The sequence below is a fragment of the Bradyrhizobium centrosematis genome (assembly GCF_045571495.1).
Lineage (GTDB): Bacteria > Pseudomonadota > Alphaproteobacteria > Rhizobiales > Xanthobacteraceae > Bradyrhizobium > Bradyrhizobium centrosematis.
Genome location: NZ_CP120703.1, coordinates 7071576 through 7096173 on the forward strand (window position 1 = coordinate 7071576; position 24598 = coordinate 7096173).

The window sequence follows — 24598 nt, forward strand, 5'->3', positions numbered from 1 at the left end:
TCTCGACACCAAAACACAGGGAGCGAACGCTGATGGCTGCAAGCGGTGTGCCCGCCAACACGAGCGGGCTGTTCGTCGAGCCGCGCGAGGACTGGCTCGCCTTGCATCGGGAAGAGATCATCGATCCGTTGCGGCCGATTGTCGATCCGCACCACCATCTGTGGAATCGCGGGCACCGCTATCTGATCGAGGAGATGGCCGCCGACATCGCCTCCGGCCACAACGTCATCGCCACCGTCTATGTCGATTGCCGTTCGATGTACCGCGCCCACGGTCCGGAAGCATTCCGGCCGATCGGCGAGGTCGAGTTCGCCAATGGCGTCGCCGCCATGAGCGCGAGCGGTGGCTACGGCAAGGCTGCGATCTGCGCCGGCATCGTCGGCCACGCCAATCTGCTGCTCGGCGATGCCGCAAAGGGCGTGCTGGAAGCCGAGACTGCCGCAGGCAACGGGCGCTTTCGCGGCATCCGGCATTCCTCGGCCTGGGACGAGGATCCTGTCGTGGCCGGCATGTATGCGAACAGGCCGAAGGGACTGTTGCAGGACGCGGCCTTCCGCAAAGGCTTTGCCTGCCTCGCGCCGCTCAAACTCAGCTTCGATGCCTGGCTGTTCCATCCCCAGATCGGCGAGCTCACGGCGCTGGCGCGCGCCTTCCCCGACACTACGATCGTGCTCGACCATTGCGGCGGCCCGGCTGGAATCGGCCGCTTCGCAGGACGACGCGAGGAGGTGTTCGCGCAATGGCGCGCCTCGATCCGGGAGATCGCGACATGCGAGAACGTGGTGGTGAAGCTCGGTGGGCTCGCGATGTGCCTGCTCGGCTACGACTTCCATTTGCGCGAGAGGCCGCCGACATCCGAACAGCTGGCGGCAGCCTGGCGGCCCTATGTCGAGACCTGCATCGAGGCGTTCGGGGTGAGGCGCGCGATGTTCGAGAGCAACTTCCCGCCGGACAAGGGCCAGTGCAGCTACCAGGTGATCTTCAACGCCTTCAAGCATATCGCCTCAAAGCTGAGCGAATCCGAGAAGACGGCATTGTTCTCGCAGACAGCGATCGACGTCTACCGGCTCGAGCTACCGTCATGACGAGAAAAGGGGCCGGGAGGTTGATCCCGGCCCCTCTTCGTCGTGGCCGCTGGGAAGCGTCCTTGAAACCTTGTGGAGAGCTCTAGCCTGCGCCCATCAGCGAGGCGGGACGGCGCTCGCCGGTGGAGGTGAAGATCTTCTTCAGCTTGTTGACGACCCGGATCAGGAAGCCGATCATCACGGGATTGGTCTTGCGGCAGAAGGCGATCTTCTTGACGTAGCCTTCGACATGCCATTTGGCATGCGCCCCGTTGCGGAAGAAGATGATGTCGCCGGGGCCGTAGCGCTTCGGCGGGAGCCCATCGCTCTCGAGCACGATCGATCCTTCCATGATCATGATCGTCTCGTCGATGTCGTAGTACCAGTTGAAGCGTCCTTCGGTGCAGTGCCAGATGATGGTCGAGGCAGTGCCGTCGGCGCTGGTGGACAGGATGTGCGAACGCGACACCGGGTTGCCTTCGATGATCCAGGACGGCTCGATCGGCCGCAGCTCGAGGTCGACGTTGCAATTACCGATTTCAATCAATGCGCGCGACATCTTCTTCCCCAGGGGATATAATAAGTATGCCGGGTCTCGCCCCGGATTGTTTCGAAAGATGTCGGGAACGCTAGTCATCGGTTTTTAATTCTTTCTTACGCGAGCCTTGAAAATCAGCCGGTAGTTGCAGGCACAACGCGGTTAACGTTCAGATTTCCCTGCAAATTCGCGCACATGAACCGGTCCCTCTGGGGGTGCGACAAAGTGCGCGGAAGCACCAGAAGGAAGCCACGCCGATGCTCCTCACGCCCGAGGTTGTGACTGCCGATCGTGCGGTCGTCGCCCGGCTCGCCAGCCTCGACGTCTCCTTCGTGCCGGACGAGGAGCCCTGGTTTTCCATCGACGGCGTCGAGAATCCCCGGCAGATCGGCAGTGACGGCACCGGCGGCGCGTTCGTGCTGCTGCCCTCGCAGAATGTGCTCTACGTCTCGTCGGCAGGCCGCGCAGGCATCATTGCGGACAGTTTCGAGGCATTCCTCCAGCTCGTCGTAGCCCGCCCCTATTGGCTGGACATCCTCAAATTTTCGGGCGGCGGCGACCTGCAGGAAATGCGGCGCGCGGCGGAGGCGTTGGAGGCAACGATCGAGGACGAGGACGGCATCAACGCGGCGCGCGGGGAGATCCGCAGGAGCCTCGCCCTCGGCGAGGCGGACGATCCCGTCGGCGCGCTCTACGAGGCGATCGCTGCGTCCGACGCCATCGTGCGGGCCACCGACGGCAGCCCGTTCACGACGCTGTTCAACCGTTTCAGCATCGACAACAACCGATGCTGCGCAACGCGGCGGCGTGAGAGCAGGCTGTGAGGGTACGAACGTGTTCGGCCTTCATGGTTCGAGTCGCGCCGCAAGGCGGCGCTCCTCACCATGAGGGCCTAAAGTCTTGCCGTGAAACAAGACCTCATCCTGAGGAGCCCGCCCAAAGCGGGCGTCTCGAAGGATCACTGCAGGGAGGCCGCCTCCATGTGCGATAGCCCTGCCCCAACGAGACAGGTGAAGCGTTACTTCGCCCACTCGCCCTTGCGGAACACCGGCACCTTGCTGCCGTCGGGCAGGATGCCGTCGATATCCGTCTCGGCGGAGCCGATCATCCAGTCGATGTGGATCAGGCTCTGGTTGCCGCCCTGTGCCGCGATCTGCTGCGGGGTGAGCTGCGCGCCGTTGACGAAGCATTTCGAATAGCACTGGCCGAGCGCGATGTGAGACGCCGCGTTCTCGTCGAACAGCGTGTTGTAGAACAGCAGCCCGCTCTGCGAGATCGGCGAGGAATGCGGTACCAGCGCCACTTCGCCGAGCCGCCGGGCGCCCTCGTCGGTGTCGAGCACCTTGTTCAGCACCTCGGCACCGCGCGAGGCCTTTGCGTCCACGATCTTGCCGTCTTCGAAGCGCACCGCGATGTTGTCGATCAGCGTGCCCTGATAGGACAGCGGCTTCGAGCTCACGACATGGCCGTAGACGCGGCGGCAATGCGGCGTGGTGAAGACCTCTTCGGTCGGGATGTTGGCGTTGCAGCTGATGCCGTTCTTGGACAGCGAGGCGCCGCCCTCCCATTCATGGCCGTCCGCAAGCCCGATGGTCAGATCGGTGCCGGGCCCCGAATATTGCAACGCGCGAAAGCGCTGGCCATTGAGCCAGTTGGTCCGCTCGCGCAGCACCGCATTGTGGCTCGCCCAATTGCCCATCGCGTCCTCGCGATCGACGCGGGATGCCGCGAAGATCGCATCCGCGAGCTTGCCGACCGCGACGTCCTCGGGATCGTCAGGGAAGACCTGCTTGGCCCAGGACGGGCTCGGATAGGCGATGATGTTCCAGTTGGTGTCGAAATTGACGATCTTTTCCAGGGCGGGCTGATAGGCCATCGAATTCGCCTTGCTGGCGCGCGCCACCTTGGACGGATCCTCGCCCGACAGCAGCATCGGATTGTCGCCGACGATGGCGAGCCGCGCGGTGTTGTCCGAGAACGCCTTGGCCATGCCCTCGTAGAGCCAGCCGGCGGCACGATCGAAACTGCTGTCGTGGCCGTGGCGGTAGCGCGCCAGCGTCATCTCCTCGTCCGACAGGATCGGCGTCACGATACCGGCGCCGGCCTTGTAGGCATGCACGGCGATCCGCCGCACCAGCGGCAGCGCGATGGCCGGTGCCGTCAGAAGCAGATCCTGTCCCGGCCGCAAGCCCAGGCCCACCTTCACCGCCACCTCGGCCAGCCGGTCGAGTTTTGCGGGATCGATGGGAGCGGCGGAATTGCGGTGATCAGTCATGCGGGTCCCTCTGCCGAAGTCTCTCGTTCAATCTAAGTCTAGCATCACGAGGTGCAAGTGCGCGAGCACCTTGCGACACCGAGAAGATACGCAGTTTTGCGCATTTTGGTTTTCAACGCGTTGCCGATTTCAGCACCCGGTCAACCATGGCGGGCGCGAGCCCCAGGTAATTTCTTGGTGAGGTGAGCGCCTCGATCGTGGCGCGATCGATGCGGCTCGCGATCCGCGCGTCAGCGGACAGCGCGTCGGCCAGGCTCATGCCCTTCTCATTGGCCTGACGGCAGGCGTCATAGACCACGTCATGGGCCTCCTGCCGGCCGATCTGCGGCGCGAGCCCCATCATGACCGCCTCGGCCACGATCAGGCCGCGGCTGACGGCGAGATTGTCGTTCATCTTCGCCTCGTCCACGATGAGGCCTGCGAGCGCGAACTTCGCCTGGTGCAGCGCGCCGGCAGTCAGCACGAAGCTTTCGGGGATCGCCATCCATTCGGCGTGCCAGGGCCCCGTGGCGCGCTCGAAATCCTGCACCATGGCGTCGAGCATCAGGCCGGCGTGCTGGCGCACCGCCTTGGACGCTGCCAGCATCAGCTCGGACGAGATCGGGTTGCGCTTCTGCGGCATGGTCGAGGAGGCCCCCCGCCCCTTGACGAAGGGCTCGTAAACCTCGGCGAACTCGGTCGAGGCCATGATCATGATGTCGAGCGCGATCTTGCCGAGCGAGCCGGTGACGAGCGCGAGAAAATTCACGGCTTCCGCGAATCCGTCGCGCGCGACGTGCCAGGTCGAGACGGGAACGCCGAGCCTCAGCTCGGCACAGAGCGCCTCCTGCACCTCGAACCCCTTGTCGCCGAGCGAGGCCAGCGTGCCGGCCGCGCCGGCGAACTGGCCGACCAGCACGCGCGGCTTCAACTGCGCCAGCCGCTCGGCGTGACGATCGAACATGGCGAGCCAGATCGCGGTCTTGTAGCCGAAGGTCACCGGCAGCGCCTGCTGCAGGTGAGTGCGCCCCGCCATCGGCGTGTCGCGGTAGCGTTTCGAGAGGTTCGCCAGGATGCCGCGGAGCTCGGCGATGTCGCGCTCGACGATCTCGAGCGCCGCGCGGAGCTGCAGCACCACGGCGGTATCCATGATGTCCTGCGTGGTCGCGCCCCAATGCACGTAGCGGCCGGCCTCGCCGCATTGCTTCACCATCTGGTGCACCAAAGGCAGGATCGGATAGCCGACGATGTCGGTTTCCTGCCTGAGCAGGTCGAAATCGAGCGCGGCGACGTCGGTCCGCGCCGCGATCGCCTCGGCCGCCTCCTGCGGAATCACGCCGCACTTCGCCTCCGCCGTCGCCAGGGCCACCTCGACCTCGGCATAGCGCGCCACCAGCGCGACGTCGGAAAACACCTCCCGCATCTCGGCCGTGCCGAAGGCATCGCGGAACAGCATGGAATCGAGCACGGTGGTGGAGGCGGGAAAGGCGGGCATGGGCGTTCTTTTTGCTTGATATTTGTGTGGAACCCATAGCTTACGCAGTCGGCGCAGTTCAGCAAAGGACAAAGCCCGATACGCCCGACATTCCGCCGCACGGAGCGCGTGTCCGAATGACGACGGCTGGCCGCTCGGCCAGAGCCGCCAAAACCCGTCGTGATTGTATTCCCATCGCAAACAGCATGGCTGCCATCACACGATTGGGGTGAACCTGGCGGACCTGTGAGCGGACTCACAGACTCCAAGCCGAGATCCATTGCAGTTTGACCATTGCCTGATGTCGTTGTGAGGCCTGAGTTTTCGACGTGCAGTTTCTGTTCCGGGACCACCTTCTCGATACCGACCGGCGCGAGCTGAGCCGCGAGCAGGTTCCCGTTGCCGTGGAGCCGCAGGTTTTCGACCTCGTCGTCCACCTCATGCAGAACCGCGACCGGGTGGTCAGCAAGGACGAATTGATCGACAAGATCTGGCACGGGCGCAGCGTCTCCGAATCCACCCTGACCAGCCGGATCAACGCGGCGCGCAAGGCGATCGGCGACAGTGGCGCGAGCCAGACGCTGATCCGCACCATTGCCCGCAAGGGCTTTCGCTTCGTCGGCGATGTCGAGGCCAAGAATAGCGCGATGAGTGGCGCGATCTCGCCGCAACCCGGCCGAACCGCCGAGGTGCAGCGCGCCGCACTCGCGCTGCCCGACCGACCCGCCATCGCCGTGCTGCCCTTCAGCAATATGAGCGGCGCGGCCGAGCAGGACTATTTCTCCGACGGCATCAGCGAGGACATCATCACCGCGCTGTCGAAGCTCCGCTGGTTCTTCGTCGTCGCGCGCAACTCCTCGTTCGTCTACAAGGGCCGCGCCGTGCATATCCGCGAGGTCGCGCGCGAGCTCGGGGTGCGCTACGTGCTCGAAGGCAGTGTGCGTCGAAGCGGTGATCGCGTGCGCATCTCGGCACAGCTCAACGATGTCTCGACCGGAAGCCATCTCTGGGCCGAGCGCTACGACCGCGAGCTCGCCGACATCTTCGCCGTGCAGGACGAGATCACCGAGGCGATCGTCGCCGCGATCGAGCCGCAGCTCTATGCCGCCGAAAGTTTTCGCGCCCAGCAGAAGCCGCCGGGTAGTCTTGATGCCTGGGACCTCGTGATGCGCGCGCTGTCGCATCATTGGCGCATCACCCGCGAGGACAATGCCGCCGCACAGGCGCTGCTCGGCAAGGCCGTTGCGATCGATCCGGCCTATGGCAAGGCGCTGGGGCTGCTCGCAACCAGCCATATCTTCGGTGCGCATATGGGCTGGGCCGATATGGCCGCGACGGTACCGATCGCCGAACGCGCCGCCCTCGCGGCGGTGGAGGCCGATCGCGAGGACGCGTGGGCCCATCACGGCCTCGCCTACACCTATCTATTTCGCCGCCGCTTCGACGACGCGTTGGCGGAGTTCGAGCTCGCGCTGCAGCTCAATCCGAACTTCGCGATGGCGCATGCCTTTTACGGCGTGACACTATGCTACGCCGGGCGATGGCAGGACGGCGATGCCGCCGCGCGCCGCGCGCTGCGACTGAGCCCGCGCGATCCGCTCGCTGCGATCTATTGCGGGGTTGCGGCCTACGCCCGGTTCGTCGGCCGCGACTACGAGGGAGCCGTGCAGATGGCGCGAGAGTCGCTGCGGCAACGCGGCGATTTCGTCGGCGCGCACCGCGTGCTGACGGCCGCCGCCGGCATGTCAGGAGATCCGGCGCTCGCAGCTTCCGCCCTGGAAGGCCTGCGCCGCGCTCAGCCCGGCATCTCGCTCGGCTGGATCACGCGCGAGCTTCCGATGCTGCGGGACGAGGATCGTGCGCATTATCTGGAAGGATTGCAGCGCGCGGGAATGACGTGACGGCCGCGCGAGGATGGCGATGCACCTTCTCTCATCGTGCGCTGCGCGCTAATCGTCGTCGGGACCGAACAGCCTGATCTGCGGGAAGCCGCCGCGCGGCCGGCCGGCGTAATCGCGCGTATCGGAATCTTCGCGGATGTTACGCGCCACGTCGTCCCAATCGGTGTGGTCGCGCATGCCGCGCTGCTCGCGGCCTTCATAGAAGTGGCGGCGCTCGGCCCAGCGCTCACGACGCTCGATCCGGCGCCGTTCCGACGCGGCGCGCTTCACGTCGGAGTCCCGGGCTTTGGCATAGGCGTTTTCGGGCGAAGAGACCGCGTCGGCGGAAGCCTGCTGGTCGGCCGGCTTTGCAGCTTTCGCGGACGAGGCAACTGGCTTGGATTGTTCCTTGGGCGGCTCAACCGCGGCCGCCTGCGAAGGCGGCGGTGCCGGCGGTTCGGCCTTCGCCTGCTGTGTGTCGGGCTTTGCGGCTTCAGACTTTATCGCTTCAGACTTTACCGCTTCAGGCTTGGCTTCGGCCTGCGCCGGCGTCGCGATCATCGCGCCGAAGGCTTGCGAGCCGGTGAGATAATTGACGCGTTCCGAGGGTGCATTGGTCGCCGCCGGCGTGCCGGCGGACTCGGCGCGCTGCGCCATCTTGCTGGTGTCGGGGCCCTGCTTGGACGCGACCGGGTTCATGATGTTGCCGGCGACGATGCCGCCGCCCAAACCAATGGCGATGGCGACGATGATCGTTCCGGCACCGACGAAATAGGCTGTCGAGGCGCGCATTGATCCACTCCCTCATTGGGGCGAGCAACGCGCGTCGATTGCCGGATGTTCCTGATGTGGAAGCAGTTCCCGCAGGAACTTGCAGGTCAGATCTGCTGCGCGACCTTTTCAAGCCCGATGATGCGGGCGAGCTTGCGCACTTCTTCCTTCTGATCGTCACGCAGCTGGAACAGCAGCGGCATCGCCGCCGACTTCAGCTGCTGGACCTCGTCGCAATTCGGATCGATCGGCACGCCGGGCGCATGCGGATTGGAAAGCTTGTTGGCCGAGATCTTGCGGACGACGTTGCGCAGCGCGGTCTCGACCGAGGGCCAATAATATTCCTGCGACGACGACAGCTTCAGACGATCCCTGATCCCCGCGATCTGTGCGTCGGACAGCAGCGCATAGGTCTTCTGCGGCTTGGCCGCCACCTTCGGTTTGGCCGGAACTTCGACCGCGGGAACCTCCGCCGCGGTGGGCGCTTCGGACGCGCTCGATGGCTTCGGCATCGGGAAATCAGACGGCGTTGCCGCGGCAAAAGCCTGGCGCAACGGCTCGGTCTCCACCGGCGCTTGGGCGAGCCTGTCGGCGGGAACCTGGACCGGCTCGATCGCAGCCGAGGCCAGGGCCAGGGTGGGGACCAGGCGATCGGCCTTGGCGGCGCGGTTGGTGGAGAGCTGCTTCGGCGGAGCCGGCGTGATCATCTCGGCGCTGACGCTGGGCACGCTGTCACGACCGAGAATGGCGGTGGTCGCAGCGCCCAGGACGAGGAAGCAGGTCAAGACGACAAGGGTGATGGCTCTGGACAAACGTCTCTCCGGGAACGACCGCTTCACGAGTTTGTTAATGTTGCCCGTGAAAAGGGCACGAATTAAGGCTTGAGTGTGCCTTCGTTGCGACAATCCGTGTGCCGGCAGCGACAAGCTCCGAAAAAAGCCCAATGAAATCAGGCCGCTGTGGCCAGATCGTAGGCGTCCTGGATGTCGGCGACGATCTCCGAGGCCTCCCAGACCGCGCGCGGCTCGACCGACTGCAGGGTCACCGTCCAGTTGCCGCCCCGACGGGTGCGGGGAACGCTGACGACATCGAAGCGGACGTTGCGGCACAGCGGGTGGCGGGCCAGCGCATGGGCGACGCGAATTCGGATTTCGTCCATCGTCGCGGCGGTCTTGCTGTTGAGATAATCGAAGTCCATCGCCTGTCCCTCTCGTCCTGATTGGCGGCCGTGAGGGATTCTTGGCGGGCGATGGTTAATCCGCCGTTAAGTGGGGCGGGCCGGAACAGCGCGGGATTAACTGTGATCGATACCAGCGTCTTCGCTCCCCCCGTTCGTACGGGGGCGAGGCGAAGAAGCTAACGCCCACCCGCCTCGCGATATTCGACGAGGGTCCGCGCAACGAGATCGTCGACCGCGAGCACGTCGGTGACTCCAGAGGTCGAATGCCCGCCGCTCCAGATATCGCGCCAGCGTTTGGGGCGGGTTTCGCGCGCGGCGATGTCGATATCCTTGGCAATGTCGATCGCGCCGCGTGCCGGAAGATCGTCGGGATCGAGCCCGGCGGCCAGGATCGATGGCCTCAGCATGCTGGTCTGCAGACCCGTGAATGCCGTGGTGAGCAAGATATCGTCGGCGCTGCTCTCGACCAGCATCTGCTTGTGACGCTCGTCCGCCATGCTCTCCCGCGTCGCGATGAACTTGGTGCCCATATAGGCAAGATCGCAGCCGAGCACTTCTGCCGCGTGCAGTGCGCGGCCGTCGCTGATGCCACCCGCGAGCACGATGATGCCGTCATAGAAGGCGCGCACCGCGCGGACGAAGGCGAACGGGTTGAGCCAGCCGGTCTGGCCGCCCGCGCCCGCGGAGAGCAGCACCAACCCGTCGGCGCCGGCTTCCGCCGCGCGCTCGGCATGGCGGATGGAAGCGACGTCCGCCAGCACCAGCGCCCCGGCATCGTGCAGCGGCCTCAACACGGGCGCGGGCGAGCCGACCGAGGTGATGACGATCTCCGGCCTGTGCCGTAACAGTACGGCAAGATCCTGCTCCAGCCGCGCATTGGATCGGTGCACGATCAGGTTCGGACAAAGCGGCGCGGCCCTGCTTCCGGCTTGATCCTCATGCCGGCGCAAGCGCGTCTCGATCGCGGTCAGCCATTCATCGAGCTGGTCCGTGCTGCGGCAATTCGCGGTCGGGAAGCTGCCGATCACCCCATTGCCGCAGGCCGCGACCATGAGCTCGACGCCCGACACCAGGAACATCGGTGCTGCGATCAGTGGCAGAGCGAGACGATCGCCGAAGCGTTGCAGTCGATCTGATGGCACGCATGCCTCCCTCGCGCGGGCTTTGTCGTTTCCTCCCGCAGTCTCTGTGCTAGCGTCATCGGCAACATTGGCACGCCAGAAGCCGGTGACAAAGCAACGAGGAAACATATGTCCGATCCGCTCCACGCATCGTCCCCGACTTGTGCGCAGACGCTACGGGCGCTGTCGCGCTATCCCGGCCGCACCGCTTTCGCCTGGCCCGGCGGATCGCTGAGCTACCAAGGCACCATCGACCTGATCGGGCGAATCCAGAATGTATTCATGCAGCTTGGATTGCAGCCGGGCGCACGGGTCGCCTTCCTCACCGCGAACCGCGCCGACACCTGGTGCGCCGGCGTTGCCGCGCAATTGTCGCGGCTCTGCGTCACCTGGCTGCATCCGCTGGGATCGCTGGAGGACCAGCTGTTCCAGCTCGAGGATGCCGAGGCCGAGATGCTGGTGGTCGATGCGGCCGCCTTCCGCGACCGCGGCGGCGAGCTCGCCGCGCGAGCGAGCCGGCTGAAGGCGGTCTTCACCATGGGACCGGCCGGCTACGGTCTCGATCTGTTGGCGGCGATCGAGAGCGCGGGACATGCCAGCGCGCGAAACCTCGCCAGCCTCGACGATCTCTCGACGCTGAACTACACCGGCGGCACCACCGGAAAATCCAAGGGCGCGCTGCGCTATCACCGCGAGAATGCCGGAGCCGCCGGCGCCATCCTCGCCGATTTCGAGATCCCCGACGCGGCACGCTACCTCACGGTCGCCCCGATCAGCCATGTCGCGGGCACGAAAGTGCTGCCGACCCTGATGCGCGGCGGCACCGTGCATATGCTCAAAGGTTTCGATCCCGAGGCCGTGCTCACCACGATCGCACGCGAGCGCATCAACTTCACGCTGTTCGTGCCGACCATGATCTACGTGCTGCTCGACCATCCTGCGCTTGATAAGACCGACCTGTCCTCGCTCGATCTGGTGCTCTACGGAGCTTCGGCGATGTCGCCGAGCCGACTGGTCGAGGGCATCGAGCGCATCGGACCGGTGTTCTCGCAGCTCTATGGCCAGACCGAATGCTATCCGGTCTCGGTGCTGCGCAAGGCGGATCACGATCGCAAGACGCCGGAGCTGTTCCTGTCCTGCGGTTTCCCGATCGCTGCCTGCGAGGTCAAGATCCTCGACGACAATGACCAGGAGGTGAAGACGGGCGAGGCCGGCGAGATCTGCGTGCGTGCCCCGCATGTGATGGCGGAGTACTGGAAGCGGCCCGACATCACCGCCGAGACGCTGAAGAACGGCTGGGTCCACACCGGCGACATCGCGCGCAAGGACGAGCGCGGCTACATGTTCATCCTCGACCGCAAGAAGGACATGATCGTGTCCGGCGGCTTCAACATCTTTCCGCGCGAAGTCGAGGACGTGCTGTCGCAGCATGCCGATGTCGCCATGGTCGCGGTCGTCGGCATTCCCGACGAGAAATGGGGCGAAGCTGTCACCGCCATCATAGTCCCGCGCGAGGGCGCAAGGCCTGATTCGGACGAGCTGATCAATCTGGTGAAGGTGCGAAAGGGTTCGGCGCATGCCCCCAAGCAGATCCAGTTCGTCAAGCAATTGCCGATGACCGGCGTCGGCAAGGTCGACAAGAAGGTGCTGCGTGCGGGGTTCTGGAGCGGAAGGGACCGGATGGTGGGGTAAATACCCCGGGATTCTACGGTGTCGTTGTGGCCCGGAGACCACAACGCGCAGCGGAGTGCGCGCCTGCTGCGGCCGCCCAATTGCCGGCGAATCGGGGAATCACCTAGACCCGCTGCTGGGGCTGGGAAGCGGAGTAAGACATGCGAGTCGCTTCCCTGGAAAGTGCAGTCGCCGCGGTCACCTTGATCACGGCTATCATCGTGGTGCTGTGGGAGATCAAGATCTTCTACGGATTGTGAACTGGCAGGATGGCAAGCAACCCTTCCGCGGCGGCGGAAGCTTGCCGTTCAATCACCCAGCGCCGGCACAGCCGGGGCCGACATCCATAATGGCCGACGAAATAGCGCAGCGCAGGCGACGCCAGCAAGCGCGACACCCCCGCCGATGATGTGGAAGGCGCGGACGGGTTCGCCGAGCAGCGCGATGGCGCCCAGCGCGGCGAGCACAGGCAGCAAGTTCATGAAGATCGCACAGCGATTGGGGCCGAGGACCTGCACACCGCGAACCCACAAAAACGGAAGCACGATCGAGGCAAGACCTCCAGCATAGGCGATCAGCGGCAGCGTCTCCGTGTTCAGCGCGCGCATCGGAGCGGGCGTCGCGAGGAACGCCGGAAACATGATCGCAAGCGCGCACAGCGCCTGCATGTAGGTCGATTGCCAGCCCGCGACCGGCAGATCCCAACGCTTCAACAGGACGCCATACAGCGCATAGACCAGCGCGGCGACGAACATCAGGAGATCTCCGGGACGCACGCCGCCCCGCAGCAGTGCGGCCGGATCGCCGCCGCTGACGAGATAGACGAGACCGGCGAGCGACAGCATGCCGCCGCCGACCAGTCCGACGGTCGGCGTCTCCCGAAGCAGCACCGCGCTCAGCAGCACTGTGAGCAGCGGCGTCAGCGCCGTGAACACCGCCATGTTGGTCGCGCTGGTGGTCTCGGCAGCGAGATATGACAAGCTCTGGAACAGGCACATCGCAAGGAAGCCGAGCACCGCGAACTGTCCGAAATGCCGCCAGATCACCGTCCGGTTGCGCCAGGCCGGCGCGGCGACGAACAGGCTCATGCATCCGGTCGCGAGCAGCAGGCGATAGAACGTGATCGCCTCGGGCCCGATGGTGTGGGCGGACAACCGCGAGACGATCACGTTTCCCGCCCACAGCACGATCGCGAAGAACGGATAGAGGAAGGCGGCCTTGTTGGTCATGGCTTCGACTCTCGAATTCAAACCGTTGAGGCCAGGCGTAGTGCTTTCGCCAGCGTCCGTATCGCTCTAGAATGACCGGGACTGTCGAGATTGAGACATGCTGGACGAGCTCACCACACGGCATCTTGCGTTCCATGCCACGAGGCGCGCGCTGTCTGCGATGGAGGTGGACTATCCCGATGGCGCCTCCACCGGCGTACACGCGCATCCGACCGCACAGCTGCTCTATGCCATCGAAGGCGTCATGGTGGTGCGTTCGGCCGCGGGCACGTGGATCGTGCCGCCGAACCGGGCGGTATGGCTCGCGCCCGGTCTCGACCATGAGACGATCATGTCGGGGCGGGTACGGATCCGCACCGTGTTCGTCGACCCGAACGCCGCAGCGCATCTGCCGGGGAAGAACTGCGTCATCGCGGTGTCGCCGCTACTGCGCGAGCTGGTCGTTGCGGCAACGCGCATTCCCCTCGACTATGACGAGGCCGGCCGCGACGGACGGTTGATGCGGCTGCTGCTCGACGAACTGCGCGTCTCGGACGTACTGCCTCTGCATCTGCCGTTCCCCGAAGACATCAGGCTTCGAACGATCTGCTCAGCCATCGCCGACAACCCATCGGACAATTCGACCGTCGAGCATTGGGCTGGGCGCGTCGGGGTCACCGCCAAGACAATTCACCGCCTCTTCGCGAGACAGACCGGGATGAGTTTCGCGCAATGGCGGCAGCAGGCGCGCCTCCTGCACGCGCTGCGCCGTATCGCCTCCGGCGAGAAGATCATCGACGTCGCCTTCGATTGCGGCTACGCCAGCCAAAGCGCATTTGCCGCCATGTTTCGCCGGCACTTTGGCGTGCCGCCGTCGATGTTTTATCGTTGAGGCCGTGACGGGTCGCAGGCGCCAAGCCCGCGAGCGCTCACGGCGAACCACGTGTCATCGCCGGGCTCGACCGGGCAAAATCAGGTATTCCAGAGCGCCTCACCGCTTCTCGATCACGAGACTCTGCACCGCGCGGCCAAAATAACCCTGCCTGTCGGCAAGGCGCGACATTGCGAGCCCGGTGCCGTCGGTGCCAATCCAGGACTCACCGTCGAGCAGGATCCATTCGCCGACCGGCTGGCGTGCGAAGCTGACCGTGAGGTCGGCGTTGATGTAGGTCCAGGCGCGGAAATCGAGCGTCGAGGCGGTGCCGTTGGAGAAATCGGCGGCGACCACGGCGCGCATGGCCTGCGAGATCGCCTCGCCCTCGATCAGCGGATGATCGACACGAAACCAGATCGCGCCAGCGCCGGCCTGACCGAAGCGGCCGCGCGCAGCACGCATCGAGACCGAACGCACGAAGGGGCTGGTGGCGGCGTGACCGTCCTCGACCAATGACTCCTCCGGCAAGGGCAATGTAACCGGCAGCTCCTTGACCTCGGCGGGCAGCGTGAGCTTCTGGCGCCTGATCTTCAACACGGTCGCGCCGACGACCTGCACGCCGTCGGCCAGCAGCTTGATCCCGCAGAGCTGGATCTTGCGCCCCTCGCGCAGGACCTCGGTCGCGATCGCGAGCGGCGCCACCGGAACGGGCCGCATCAGATCGATGGTGACGCGCGCGACATCCATCGGCACCGGCGTCGGGATGCGCTCAGCCGCCCATGTCACCAGCGACGCCGGCGCCGAGCCGTGCTGCATGCGCCGGTCCCAGGGACCGGCGGCATCCGGACTGGTGACGACGCTGTTGCCGTCGACGCGGTAGATGGCGGTCATGCTGCACTCGATCTCGGGACGATCACAGCGGCGGATCGATCGCTTCGTCGTATTCCTTCTTGAAGCGCGCGATCAGCTCGGCGGCAGGGACGACCTTGTCGATGCTGCCGATGCCCTGACCCGAGCCCCAGATTTCCTTCCAGGCCTTCGGCTTGGCGCGCTCGCCGGAAGCGTCGGTGCCGAAATTCATCTTGGAGGGATCTGAGGTCGGCAGATTGTCGGGATCCATGCCGGCGGCGAGGATCGAGGGCTTGAGATAATTGCCGTGCACGCCGGTGAAGAGATTGGAATAGACGATGTCGTCGGCGCTCGAGCCGGCGATCATCTCCTTGTAGCGTTCGACCGCATTGGCCTCTTTCGTCGCGATGAAGGCCGAGCCGATATAGGCGAAGTCGGCTCCCAAGATGCGCGCGGCACGGATCGCCTTGCCGTTGCCGATCGCGCCCGACAGCGCGATCGGGCCGTCGAACCACTTGCGCGTCTCGGCGACGAAGGCGAGCGGCGAGATGGTGCCGGCATGGCCGCCGGCGCCGGCCGCAACCAGGATCAGACCGTCGGCGCCCTTCTCGATCGCCTTGTGCGCAAATTTCTGGTTGATCACGTCGTGGAAGACGATGCCGCCCCAGCCGTGCACGGCCTGGTTCAGCTCCTCCCGCGCGCCAAGCGAGGAGATGATCATCGGCACCTTGTGCTTGGCGCAGAGCTGCATGTCGTGGTCGAGCCGATTGTTCGACTTGTGCACGATCTGGTTGACCGCGAACGGCGCCGACGGCTTGTCGGGATGGGCGCGGTCATACGCCGCGAGCTCCTCGGTGATGCGGGCCAGCCATTCGTCGAGCAGCTCCGGCGGTCGCGCGTTCAGCGCCGGAAACGAGCCGACCACACCCGCCTTGCACTGCGCGATCACGAGATCGGGCACCGAGATGATGAAGAGCGGCGAGCCGATCACGGGGATCGACAGGCGCCCCTTGAACAAGGCAGGCATGGACATTGCGAAACGATCCTCTGTTGGCCGGTCAATGGAAGGTTGGGCACCATACCAACAAGGCAATCTTTCCACTGTCAAGTATTGCGTTTGGCCGCCGCGGAAGAGGCTGTTGCCGCAATTCCAAGCAGCGGAATTCGCCCCCGCGGCTTGCCCATCCGTCATTGCGAGCGAAGCGAAGCAATCCAGGCTCCTCTGCGGAAAGATTCTGGATTGCTTCGTCGCAAAAGCTCCTCGCAATGACGAGGAGAGATCTGCCCGTGACGGTCGATCACCCAATCAAATCCGGGTTGATCAGCCGCTCGAACGAGAACATCTCGTCCCACTTCTGCTGCGTCAGCAACTTGCGCTCGACCACCACGATCTGGTGCAGCGACTTGCCGGTCTTGTAGCCTTCGCGCGCGATCTCGGCGCATTGCTTGTAGCCGAGCAGCGGCTTCAGCACGGTGACGATGCCGAGCGAGTTCAGCACCATATTGCGGGTGTGCTCCTCGTTGGCGGTAATGCCGACGACACAGTTCTCGCGCAGGCTGTTGACGGCGCGCTCCATGGTGCGGATCGAGAAGAACAGCGCGAACGAGATCACCGGCTCCATCACGTTGAGCTGGAGCTGACCGGCGCTTGCCGCCAGCGTCACCGTGGTGTCGAGCCCGATCACGAGGAAGCTGGTCTGGTTGACGACCTCGGGGATGACGGGATTGACCTTGCCGGGCATGATCGAGGAGCCCGGCTGCAATTGCGGCAGGTTGATCTCGTTGAAGCCGGCGCGCGGGCCGGAGGCGAGCAGGCGGATGTCGTTGCAGATCTTGGTCAGCTTGCTCGCGGTGCGCTTCAGCACGCCGGAGAGCTGCACATAGGCGCCGGTGTCCGAGGTCGCCTCGACGAGGTCGCCAGCGAGGATGAAGTCGACGCCGGTCAGCGCGCTCAGGTGCCGGACCGCGAGCTTGGGATATCCGACGGCCGCGGTCACGGAGGTGCCGATCGCCGTGGCGCCGAGATTGATCTCGCGCAGCAATGCGCGTGCTTCCGAGATGCGATCGACCTCCTCGCCGATCGTGGTGCCCCAGCCCCGGAATTCCGCGCCGAGCGACATCGGCACGGCGTCCTGGAGGTGCGTGCGTCCCATCTTCAGCACGCGGTCGAACTCGCGGCCCTTGGTGAAGAAGGCTTCCTGGAGCTGGCGCAGCGCAGTCATGTAGCTCTCGAGCCGCAGGATCAGCGCCAGCCGAAACGCGGTCGGATAGGTGTCGTTGGTCGACTGGCCGTAATTGACGTGATCGTTCGGGCTGACGTGCTGATAGTCGCCCTTGGCGAAGCCGAGCAATTCCAGCGCAAGGTTCGCAATCACCTCGTTGGCGTTCATGTTGGTCGATGTGCCGGCGCCGCCCTGGATGAAGTCGGTGACGAACTGGTCCATCATGTCGCCGGCGATGACGCGGTCGCAGCCGAGGATGATCGCGTCCGCGACCTTGGCGTCGATCGCCCCGAGGTCGCGATTGGCCATGGCCGCGGCTTTCTTGACGTAACCAAGCGCCTTCACGAAGTAAGGCTCCTGGCTCATCGGAATGCCGGTGATGTGGAAGTTCTCCTTCCCCCGGATGGTCTGGACGCCGTAATAGATGTCGTCGGCGATCTCACGCTGTCCGAGGAAGTCCTGCTCCGTACGGCTCATGGGCACTCCTTGTTGCTCGCGCGACGTCCGTCAATTCTGGCACAGCGCGCTGGTCACGAACGTATCGGTGCGGCAGTCATCCGGTTTGCGTTGCCTGCCCGGGATCAGGACCTTGGCCGAGCATTTTTCCGCGGAGTCGGCATTGAGGCTCTTGCCTTCCTTGTAACCCTTGCTCTGGCACAGGAGGTCGGCGGCCTGCTTGCAATCGGGCGCGCCGTTCGACGAGGCCGGACAGGCCATGCGGCCCGAGACCATGGTCGAGGGCTTGGTCAGCCGCGACAGGTCGTTCATGGTTTCACTGGGGCTTTTGATCGGCGGCAGGATCGAGGGCAGCTTGTCGAACAGCTTGCCCATTTCGTTGATCAGCCCGGGATTTTCCACTGCCGCCGGCGGCGCCGAAGCTGCGGGGGTCGATGGCGGCGCGGCCTGCGCCCCCTGCTCCCGCAGGCCGAGCGCCGGCGGGACGGATTGCGGCCAAGCCGTCCCGCCGGCAAGCAGGATCAGCAGCACTGCTGACATCAGCGTCCCGAGCCGCAGGGCGGGATTGCCGGATCGAACCATCATGACGGCAACCGTAGCCGAAGCCGGCCCGGCGGCAAAGCCGCTGACGCTACATCAGCTTGATGGCGATGACGAAGCCGAGCACCAGCGCCGCGGCACCGACCGCCACCACGAGACCGAGATGCTTCTCGATCTTCACGCGGATCCAGTCGCCATAGCGGTTGAGCAGGATCGCGACGATGAAGAAGCGTCCGCCTCGCGCAACGACTGAGAACAGGACGAACAAAAGCAGATTGTAGCCGGCAAAGCCCGAGGTGATCGTGACGAGCTTGTACGGGATCGGAGTCAGCCCCTTGAGCAGGATGATCACCGCGCCCCATTCGGCGTATTTGGCACGGAAGCCGTCGACCTGATCGCCGAGCCCGTAGAGCTGGATCAGCCAATGGCCGAGCGAGTCATAGAGCAGCGCACCGATGGCGTAGCCGAGAACCCCGCCGAGAACCGAGGTCACGGTACAGACGGCTGCATAAAGCCAGGCGCGCTGCGGGCGCGCCAGGGACATCGGGATCAGCATGACATCCGGCGGGACCGGAAAGAAGGAGCTTTCGGCGAAAGACACGATGCCCATGATCCAGAGCGCGTAGGGCTTGTGGGCGGCGTCGATGCACCAGTCGTAGATACGTTTCAGCATAGCGCCGCGATGAAGCACCATGGGGCGGATTTGTCCATCGCGAGTTTTGTGACGTTTTCGTCGCGCTTTAGTGGCGCTTGCGCGCCGTACGGCCCTCGAGCGCGACAATTGGCCGCCTCGCGGCCATGCGCGGTGACGCGACCTTCGGCAGCTTCATCGACGATTTCGGCAGCTTCTCGGCGATGCCGAGCATGTCTTCCCGCCGTGTCATCTCGCGCCAGACGTCCTCGGGGCGCACCCCGGCCGAGGCCCACAGCACGGTGAGATTGTACAAGAGATCGGCGCTTTCCCGGATCACGGCATCGGTGTCGCCATTGACGGCATCGATCACGACCTCGATTGCCTCTTCGGCGAGCTTCTTTGCCATTTTCGAGGGCCCGCGCTGAAACAGCCGGGCGGTGCGCGATGTTGCCGGATCAAGATCTCTGGCCGCGAGCACAGCCAGATATAGCCGCTCAAGCGAATCACTCATGATAGTCAAACTACTCTAAATAAATGTCGAGCGCGTTAACGTGCTACAATAAAAGCAAAAAACAGGCCGGCGCGGCAAGCGCGACGGCCTGTCCCGGTTAACCCGGCTGCCAAGGCTAGTATAGGACTAGTAGCAGTTCTGGTAATAACCCTGGCCGCAGAATTCGGACGGAGCCGTGCCGCCATAGCGCTGATACTGGTAGTTCGGGCCCGGGCCGTAATAGGGACCGTAGGCCGGGCCGCTGTAATAGGCAGGACCGCCGTAATAGCCGTAGCCCGGACCGTAGTCATAGGCGTAGGCGTCGCGCGTCGCGGCAATGGCAAGGCCAGTGCCGATGGCCGCGAAAGCCGCGGCAGCGGCCGCGCCGCCTCCGCCGCCGTGCCAGTGGCGGCCGCCCGCATAGGAAGTGGTCGGGGCAACCGCGGTCAACGCCAGCGCCGCAGCAGTAGCAAGAACGGCCTTTCGGCCCACAAATTTGGAGAATCGCTCGAACATGTCTTGGGCCCTCCTTTGGGACCTGGAATGGACGCCTGCGGACAGGCTCATGCCTTTCAAACCCGCATAGCCTAAGTTGGGTTCCCCAACCCCAACGCAAGCTGAACGGGGTTGCGTAATCGTGACGCAACCGCCGCTCATCCGCCGTTCATGTTGGTGCGGACAGGCTGATCGCCAGCCGGCGCTGCAAGCGTCACCAAATCATAACAATGCGGGACCGGCGCAACTGATGTCGGAATTCAAGATCATCGCGCTTCGTTGCCTGCTGGCCCTCTCGATCTCGCTTGCAACACTCGTTGCACACGATGTCGGCGCGGCCGAGACTGCCGTGCCGCCCTCGATTGCGATCCACTTCACCTTCGACCGCCCGCTCGATGCGAGCATGGCGCCATTCTTCCTTGCGGCGAAAGACGGCAGGTTCGGCGCCGAGCGTCTCAACGTGACCTTCAGCAGCGCAACAGGATCGCCGGAAGCGCTCGCGCGCGTCGCCAAGGGCGACAGCGAGCTCGCGCTCGTCGACATCAACGAGCTGATCCGGTTTCGCGACAAGGAGGACGCGGCACCAGTCAAGGCGGTGTTCGTGCTGTTCGACCGGGCCCCTTACGCGATTATCGCGCGCAGGAGCCGCGGCATCCACGCATTACCCGATCTCGACGGCAAGACCGTCGGCGTCGCCGACGGCGATCTGTCGACGCGGCTGTGGCCGGCGCTGGCGCAGCACAACGGCATCAAGGCAGCGAGTGTCAAATTCCACAAGATCAGCGCCGCGGTACGCGAGCCGATCCTGTCCGCGGGACAGGTCGATGCCATCGCGGGTTTCAGCTATCTTTCGGCGGTCAACCTGCGCGATCGCGGTGTACCCGGCGCCGACCTCGTCGTGCTGCGTTATGCCGACTATGGCTGCGAGGCCTATGGCTTCGCCGTGGTGGCGAACGCCGCCTTCGCCGCAGCAAAGCCGGACGCCGTGAAGGGCTTCCTCCGCGCCTTGATCGCCGGCATCGCCGCGACCGCCAAGGAGCCGGCGCGCGCGGCGGACGAGGTTGCGAGCCGCATCGACGGCGGCGACCGCGAGCTCGAGCTGGAACGCGTGCGCACCGTCCTCGCCGACAACATCCTCACCGACGAGGTCAGGCGCAACGGTCTCGGCGGTATCGAGCCACTGCGCCTGGAGCGCTCGATCGACCAGATCGCGCAGGACTACAAATTCCGCAAGCGGCCAGCGGCAAGCGATATCTTCGACGACCAGTTCCTGCCGCCGGTCGCGGGGCGGCTGATCAACTGAGAAAAACTGACAGCTTCCGCTATATCTCGCGCGCGATCCCTGCTTAGAATGCGGGCTCCGTCATCCGCTCGAGTTCGTCGCCCGTATGTCCATCCTCCGCCTCTATACCCGCGTTCTCGAACTGCTCGGCAAGGAAGCGCGGCTGGGCTGGCTGCTTGCGGTGGCCAATCTGCTGCTGGCAGGCTCGCAATTCGCCGAACCCGTGCTGTTCGGCCGGATCGTCGACGTGCTCTCGGGCAAGACGGTAGCCGGCTCCAACTCGGCCTGGCCGTTCCTGGCGGCCTGGGTCGCGTTCGGGCTCTTCACCATCCTGTGCAGCGCGCTCGTGGCCCTGCAAGCCGACCGGCTCTCGCATCGCCAGCGCCAGGCGGTGCTGACGAGCTATTTCGAGCACATCCTGCAACTGCCGCTGACCTTCCACTCCGGCACCCATTCGGGCCGCCTGATGAAGGTGATGCTCAACGGCACCGATGCCCTGTGGCGGCTCTGGCTCGGCTTCTTCCGCGAGCATTTCGCCGCGATCCTCTCGGTCGCGGTGCTGCTGCCGCTGTCGCTCTATCTGAACTGGCGGCTCGCGATCCTCCTGTTCGTGCTCTGCATCGTCTTCACCGCACTGACGACCTTCGTGGTGCGCAGGACCTTCGGCATGCAGATGGAGGTCGAGGAGCATTACAGCGAGCTTTCCGCCCGTGCCTCCGATGCGCTCGGCAACGTCGCGCTGGTGCAGAGCTTCGTCCGCGTCGAATCCGAGGTGAAGGGACTGCGCTCGGTCGCCGACGAGCTGCTCGCCGCGCAGATGCCGGTGCTGTCGTGGTGGGCGCTGGTCACCGTCATCACCCGCGCATCCACCACCATCACGGTGCTGGCGATCTTCACGCTCGGCATCGCCCTGCACGACCAGGGCCTCACCTCGGTCGGCGAGATCGTGATGTTCGTGAGCTTTGCCACGCTCTTGATCCAGAAGCTCGAGCAGGTCGTGAGCTTCATCAACAACGTCTTCATGGAAGCGCCGCGCCTGCGCGAGTTCTTCAACGTGCTCGACGCCGTGCCCGCGGTGCACGACCGGCCCGACGCGATCGACGCCGGCAGGCTGTCGGGCCTCGTCGAATTCAACGATGTTACCTTCTCCTATGACGGCAAGCGGCCGGCGATCGAGGATCTCACCTTCACCGCGCTGCCCGGCCAGACCATCGCGCTGGTCGGTCCGACCGGCGCCGGCAAGTCGACCGCGATCGCGCTTCTGCACCGCGCTTTCGATCCGCAATCCGGCGTCATCAAGATCGACGGCATGGACGTGCGCGGGGTGACGCTGACCTCGCTGCGGCGGAACATCGGCGTCGTGTTCCAGGAAGCGCTGCTGTTCAACCGTTCGATCGCAGAGAATTTGCGCGTCGGCAAGCCGGATGCGACCGAGCCCGAGATGCGCCAGGCGGCGGAGCGGGCGCAGGCGCTCGAATTCATCGAGCGCAGCGGCGGCTTCGAGACCAATGCCGGCGAACGCGGCCGCATGCTGTCCGGCGGCGAGAGGCAGCGCCTGTCGATCGCCCGCGCGCTGCTGAAGGACCCGCCGATCCTGATCCTGGACGAAGCCACCAGCGCGCTCGACGCCGTCACCGAGGCCAAGGTGAATGCCGCTCTCGATGAAGTGATGAAGGGCCGCACCACTTTCGTGATCGCCCACCGCCTCTCCACGATCCGCAACGCCACGCGGATCCTGGTGTTCGAGAACGGGCGCGTGATCGAAAGCGGAACTTTCGACGAACTCGTGGCCAAAGGCGGCCATTTTGCCGAACTCGCCAGGGCGCAGTTCATGGTCCATGAAACCGCCCAAGCAAGCACGCGGGCCAGTGTGGCGGCGTCCGAGGCTGCCGCGACGGCGGCCAAGTCCCCGTAGCAAGTCCTCACAGCGCCGTCGAAATTCGGCCTATTTCATTGCGGAATACCGCGCCTGGCCCCCTATGCTCGACGCACCAGCCGGTATAGGTTTGCGACGCCGCAAGCGGCGGCGCTGGATTTCAGAACCGACAATCAGATCATGAGAGCCGCCGGGATCGGCGAGCCTCCAAGGACCGGAATCGGATAGTGCACGCCCTACGCCCGCTGCTTCGCAAGTCCCTGTTCAACCTGTTCGCCGCGAGCCTCGCATGTGCCGCGCTGCTTGCGCCGCGCGCGGCGAGCGCCGAGGCGCTGCTGCTGATCGAGGCCGACAGCGGCAAGGTGCTGCAGGCGGAAAACGCGACCATTCCCTGGTATCCGGCCTCCGTCACCAAGATCATGACCGCCTATGTGACGCTGAAGGCGGTCAAGGATGGCCGGCTGACGCTCGACACGCTGCTCACGGTCTCGCCGACGGCAGCCTCGCAATCGCCCTCGAAGATGGGGTTCCGTCCAGGGACGCAGCTCACCGTCGACAACGCCCTGAAGATGATGATGGTCAAGTCGGCGAACGACATGGCCGTGGTGCTCGCCGAAGGCGTCGGCGGTTCGATCGACGGCTTCTCCGCGATGATGAACGACACCGCGAAGAAGCTCGGCATGACGCAGACCAGCTACGTCAATCCGAACGGCCTGCCCGCCGACGGCCAGATCACGTCGGCGCGAGACCTCGGCATCCTGGCGCGCTCTTTCCTGCGCGACCTGCCGGAATACGAATATTTCGTGCACATCCCGGCGATCCGCTTCGGCAAGCGCGTCACCGGCAATTTCAACAAGCTGATCGGCCGTTATCCCGGCGCTGACGGTTTCAAGACCGGCTTCATCTGCGCCTCCGGCTACAATCTCGTCGCCTCGGCGACGCGCAACGGCCGCCGGCTGATCGCGGTGGTGCTGGGCGCCAATTCCGGCACCGCGCGCGCGGTGAAGGCGGCGCAGCTGCTGGAGCGCGGCTTCGCTCAAGACAATCTCACCTGGCTGCGCCCCTCGCTCGGCACGGTCGACAACCTCGTGCCGGTCGACGCCTCGCCGCCGAACCTGCGCGACGAGATGTGCGGCGCCCATCGCAAGCGGCCGGCCAGCGACGACGACGATGCGCTGATTGCGGCCAATGGCGGCACATCGGGATCGGCCTCGGCGACCGGCGGCGAAGCCCAGGTGACGTTCTTCACTGCGGGCCTCCAGCCGCCGCTGATGAAGGCATCCGAGCTGATGGCCTCGGCGCCGGCGCCGACCGAGCCCGTGCTGGTCTATACCGGCCCGACTCGCAGCGGCACCGCCCTGATCGCGGCGGTCGCGGCCGATGCCGACCAGCAGGCCGCATCCAAGCCACGTGGCAAGAAGTCGCGCGTGGCCAAGAAGCCCGATGCGGCCGACAAGCCCAAAGACACGGGGAAGGACGCCAGCAAGGACACCAAGACGGCGGCGGCGAAACCTGCTGCCAAGCCGGCGGAGGCCAAGAGCGACGGCAAGAACGAGGCGAAAACCGCGGCGAAACCTGCGGCGCCCAAGCATGCTGCCGCCAAGCACGATGCGGCGGCAAAGCCCGCCGAGAAGCCGGTGGCAGCCGGCGATCAGAAGCCCGCCAAGCCCAAATCCGCGACCAAGCCCGCCGCCAAGCCGGCCAACAACAGTTAACGGC

23 protein-coding genes are annotated in these 24598 nt (G+C 65.1%); 8 read left to right on the forward strand and 15 right to left on the reverse strand.

The features are described 5' to 3' along the window. Positions 1–32: 32 nt before the first annotated feature. On the forward strand, positions 33–1085 hold the full coding sequence (locus tag P6U31_RS33310; RefSeq protein WP_407185840.1) for an amidohydrolase family protein: 1053 nt from the start codon (positions 33–35) through the stop codon (positions 1083–1085). Between the two features lie 82 nt (positions 1086–1167). Here P6U31_RS33310 and P6U31_RS33315 read toward each other — a convergent pair whose 3' ends face one another. Beyond that, positions 1168–1623: a cupin domain-containing protein gene (locus P6U31_RS33315; protein WP_407185841.1), complete on the reverse strand. Its 456-nt coding sequence runs from the start codon at positions 1621–1623 to the stop codon at positions 1168–1170. A 236-nt stretch (positions 1624–1859) separates the two neighbouring features. Between P6U31_RS33315 and P6U31_RS33320 the strand changes: the two genes are divergently transcribed. Beyond that, a complete protein-coding gene (locus tag P6U31_RS33320; RefSeq protein ID WP_407185842.1) occupies positions 1860–2426 on the forward strand; it encodes a hypothetical protein in 567 nt (188 codons plus the stop codon). Between the two features lie 194 nt (positions 2427–2620). Here the strand turns inward: P6U31_RS33320 and P6U31_RS33325 are convergent, their stop codons facing one another. Next, a complete protein-coding gene (locus P6U31_RS33325) occupies positions 2621–3877 on the reverse strand; it encodes an aminopeptidase (protein ID WP_407185843.1) in 1257 nt (418 codons plus the stop codon). 112 nt (positions 3878–3989) lie between these two features. Then, positions 3990–5351, reverse strand: a complete 1362-nt coding sequence (locus P6U31_RS33330; protein WP_407185844.1) for an adenylosuccinate lyase family protein — start codon at positions 5349–5351, stop codon at positions 3990–3992. Between the two features lie 308 nt (positions 5352–5659). Between P6U31_RS33330 and P6U31_RS33335 the strand changes: the two genes are divergently transcribed. Further along, positions 5660–7231 carry a winged helix-turn-helix domain-containing tetratricopeptide repeat protein gene (locus tag P6U31_RS33335; RefSeq protein ID WP_407185845.1) on the forward strand — a complete coding sequence of 524 codons (1572 nt, stop codon included), beginning with the start codon at positions 5660–5662 and terminating at the stop codon, positions 7229–7231. Between the two features lie 48 nt (positions 7232–7279). Here the strand turns inward: P6U31_RS33335 and P6U31_RS33340 are convergent, their stop codons facing one another. From P6U31_RS33340 to P6U31_RS33355, 4 genes are all read right to left on the reverse strand, one after another. After that, positions 7280–8002 carry a hypothetical protein gene (locus tag P6U31_RS33340; protein WP_407185846.1) on the reverse strand — a complete coding sequence of 241 codons (723 nt, stop codon included), beginning with the start codon at positions 8000–8002 and terminating at the stop codon, positions 7280–7282. Between the two features lie 86 nt (positions 8003–8088). Next, the gene (locus P6U31_RS33345) at positions 8089–8793 is read right to left on the reverse strand and encodes a hypothetical protein (RefSeq protein ID WP_407185847.1); all 705 of its coding nucleotides are present in this window, start codon (positions 8791–8793) and stop codon (positions 8089–8091) included. Between the two features lie 137 nt (positions 8794–8930). Further along, complete coding sequence (locus P6U31_RS33350) at positions 8931–9179, reverse strand: hypothetical protein (protein WP_407185848.1); 249 nt, start codon at positions 9177–9179, stop codon at positions 8931–8933. A gap of 158 nt (positions 9180–9337) precedes the next feature. Next, positions 9338–10303, reverse strand: a complete 966-nt coding sequence (locus P6U31_RS33355; protein ID WP_407185849.1) for an NAD(P)H-dependent flavin oxidoreductase — start codon at positions 10301–10303, stop codon at positions 9338–9340. Between the two features lie 108 nt (positions 10304–10411). Here P6U31_RS33355 and P6U31_RS33360 point away from each other — a divergent pair, with 108 nt between their 5' ends. Further along, positions 10412–11974 (forward strand): AMP-binding protein, encoded by a 1563-nt coding sequence (locus P6U31_RS33360; protein WP_407185850.1) that lies wholly within the window; start codon positions 10412–10414, stop codon positions 11972–11974. Between the two features lie 287 nt (positions 11975–12261). Here the strand turns inward: P6U31_RS33360 and P6U31_RS33365 are convergent, their stop codons facing one another. Then, positions 12262–13182 (reverse strand): DMT family transporter, encoded by a 921-nt coding sequence (locus tag P6U31_RS33365; protein ID WP_407185851.1) that lies wholly within the window; start codon positions 13180–13182, stop codon positions 12262–12264. 97 nt (positions 13183–13279) lie between these two features. On the opposite strand from P6U31_RS33365, the gene P6U31_RS33370 reads away from it, so the two are divergent. Next, positions 13280–14053 carry an AraC family transcriptional regulator gene (locus P6U31_RS33370; RefSeq protein ID WP_407185852.1) on the forward strand — a complete coding sequence of 258 codons (774 nt, stop codon included), beginning with the start codon at positions 13280–13282 and terminating at the stop codon, positions 14051–14053. Between the two features lie 99 nt (positions 14054–14152). On the opposite strand, the gene P6U31_RS33375 is transcribed toward P6U31_RS33370, so the two are convergent. From P6U31_RS33375 to P6U31_RS33405, 7 genes are all read right to left on the reverse strand, one after another. Further along, on the reverse strand, positions 14153–14926 hold the full coding sequence (locus P6U31_RS33375) for a thioesterase family protein (RefSeq protein WP_407185853.1): 774 nt from the start codon (positions 14924–14926) through the stop codon (positions 14153–14155). A gap of 22 nt (positions 14927–14948) precedes the next feature. After that, complete coding sequence (locus P6U31_RS33380; RefSeq protein ID WP_407185854.1) at positions 14949–15917, reverse strand: NAD(P)H-dependent flavin oxidoreductase; 969 nt, start codon at positions 15915–15917, stop codon at positions 14949–14951. 265 nt (positions 15918–16182) lie between these two features. Further along, complete coding sequence (locus P6U31_RS33385; protein ID WP_407185855.1) at positions 16183–17583, reverse strand: aspartate ammonia-lyase; 1401 nt, start codon at positions 17581–17583, stop codon at positions 16183–16185. Between the two features lie 30 nt (positions 17584–17613). Beyond that, positions 17614–18147 carry a hypothetical protein gene (locus P6U31_RS33390; protein WP_407185856.1) on the reverse strand — a complete coding sequence of 178 codons (534 nt, stop codon included), beginning with the start codon at positions 18145–18147 and terminating at the stop codon, positions 17614–17616. Positions 18148–18193: 46 nt separating this feature from the next. Further along, the gene (locus P6U31_RS33395; RefSeq protein ID WP_208764398.1) at positions 18194–18796 is read right to left on the reverse strand and encodes a YqaA family protein; all 603 of its coding nucleotides are present in this window, start codon (positions 18794–18796) and stop codon (positions 18194–18196) included. Between the two features lie 46 nt (positions 18797–18842). Further along, positions 18843–19247: a phosphoribosyl-ATP diphosphatase gene (hisE, locus tag P6U31_RS33400; protein WP_407185857.1), complete on the reverse strand. Its 405-nt coding sequence runs from the start codon at positions 19245–19247 to the stop codon at positions 18843–18845. Between the two features lie 126 nt (positions 19248–19373). Further along, on the reverse strand, positions 19374–19742 hold the full coding sequence (locus P6U31_RS33405; protein WP_407185858.1) for a hypothetical protein: 369 nt from the start codon (positions 19740–19742) through the stop codon (positions 19374–19376). A 229-nt stretch (positions 19743–19971) separates the two neighbouring features. On the opposite strand from P6U31_RS33405, the gene P6U31_RS33410 reads away from it, so the two are divergent. The 3 genes from P6U31_RS33410 to P6U31_RS33420 all read left to right on the forward strand — a co-directional run bounded on the left by P6U31_RS33410 (position 19972) and on the right by P6U31_RS33420 (position 24594). Continuing rightward, positions 19972–21024 (forward strand): ABC transporter substrate-binding protein, encoded by a 1053-nt coding sequence (locus P6U31_RS33410; protein ID WP_407185859.1) that lies wholly within the window; start codon positions 19972–19974, stop codon positions 21022–21024. Positions 21025–21109: 85 nt separating this feature from the next. Continuing rightward, entirely contained in the window at positions 21110–22918 is a 1809-nt protein-coding gene (locus P6U31_RS33415) for a glucan ABC transporter ATP-binding protein/ permease (RefSeq protein WP_407185860.1), read from the forward strand. A gap of 188 nt (positions 22919–23106) precedes the next feature. Beyond that, the gene (locus P6U31_RS33420) at positions 23107–24594 is read left to right on the forward strand and encodes a D-alanyl-D-alanine carboxypeptidase family protein (protein WP_407185861.1); all 1488 of its coding nucleotides are present in this window, start codon (positions 23107–23109) and stop codon (positions 24592–24594) included. Positions 24595–24598 lie beyond the last annotated feature (4 nt).

What these genes read in the sequence shown, in the direction of transcription:
- P6U31_RS33380 (WP_407185854.1), bottom strand. Translation starts at nt 15,917, where the DNA reads ATGTCCATGCCTGCCTTGTTCAAGGGGCGCCTGTCGATCCCCGTGATC.
- P6U31_RS33365 (WP_407185851.1), bottom strand. Translation starts at nt 13,182, where the DNA reads ATGACCAACAAGGCCGCCTTCCTCTATCCGTTCTTCGCGATCGTGCTG.
- P6U31_RS33350 (WP_407185848.1), bottom strand. Translation starts at nt 9,179, where the DNA reads ATGGACTTCGATTATCTCAACAGCAAGACCGCCGCGACGATGGACGAA.
- P6U31_RS33375 (WP_407185853.1), bottom strand. Translation starts at nt 14,926, where the DNA reads ATGACCGCCATCTACCGCGTCGACGGCAACAGCGTCGTCACCAGTCCG.
- P6U31_RS33405 (WP_407185858.1), bottom strand. Translation starts at nt 19,742, where the DNA reads ATGTTCGAGCGATTCTCCAAATTTGTGGGCCGAAAGGCCGTTCTTGCT.
- P6U31_RS33360 (WP_407185850.1), top strand. Translation starts at nt 10,412, where the DNA reads ATGTCCGATCCGCTCCACGCATCGTCCCCGACTTGTGCGCAGACGCTA.
- hisE (WP_407185857.1), bottom strand. Translation starts at nt 19,247, where the DNA reads ATGAGTGATTCGCTTGAGCGGCTATATCTGGCTGTGCTCGCGGCCAGA.
- P6U31_RS33315 (WP_407185841.1), bottom strand. Translation starts at nt 1,623, where the DNA reads ATGTCGCGCGCATTGATTGAAATCGGTAATTGCAACGTCGACCTCGAG.
- P6U31_RS33340 (WP_407185846.1), bottom strand. Translation starts at nt 8,002, where the DNA reads ATGCGCGCCTCGACAGCCTATTTCGTCGGTGCCGGAACGATCATCGTC.
- P6U31_RS33410 (WP_407185859.1), top strand. Translation starts at nt 19,972, where the DNA reads ATGTCGGAATTCAAGATCATCGCGCTTCGTTGCCTGCTGGCCCTCTCG.
- P6U31_RS33320 (WP_407185842.1), top strand. Translation starts at nt 1,860, where the DNA reads ATGCTCCTCACGCCCGAGGTTGTGACTGCCGATCGTGCGGTCGTCGCC.
- P6U31_RS33390 (WP_407185856.1), bottom strand. Translation starts at nt 18,147, where the DNA reads ATGATGGTTCGATCCGGCAATCCCGCCCTGCGGCTCGGGACGCTGATG.
- P6U31_RS33310 (WP_407185840.1), top strand. Translation starts at nt 33, where the DNA reads ATGGCTGCAAGCGGTGTGCCCGCCAACACGAGCGGGCTGTTCGTCGAG.
- P6U31_RS33395 (WP_208764398.1), bottom strand. Translation starts at nt 18,796, where the DNA reads ATGGTGCTTCATCGCGGCGCTATGCTGAAACGTATCTACGACTGGTGC.
- P6U31_RS33325 (WP_407185843.1), bottom strand. Translation starts at nt 3,877, where the DNA reads ATGACTGATCACCGCAATTCCGCCGCTCCCATCGATCCCGCAAAACTC.
- P6U31_RS33370 (WP_407185852.1), top strand. Translation starts at nt 13,280, where the DNA reads ATGCTGGACGAGCTCACCACACGGCATCTTGCGTTCCATGCCACGAGG.
- P6U31_RS33330 (WP_407185844.1), bottom strand. Translation starts at nt 5,351, where the DNA reads ATGCCCGCCTTTCCCGCCTCCACCACCGTGCTCGATTCCATGCTGTTC.
- P6U31_RS33385 (WP_407185855.1), bottom strand. Translation starts at nt 17,583, where the DNA reads ATGAGCCGTACGGAGCAGGACTTCCTCGGACAGCGTGAGATCGCCGAC.
- P6U31_RS33415 (WP_407185860.1), top strand. Translation starts at nt 21,110, where the DNA reads ATGTCCATCCTCCGCCTCTATACCCGCGTTCTCGAACTGCTCGGCAAG.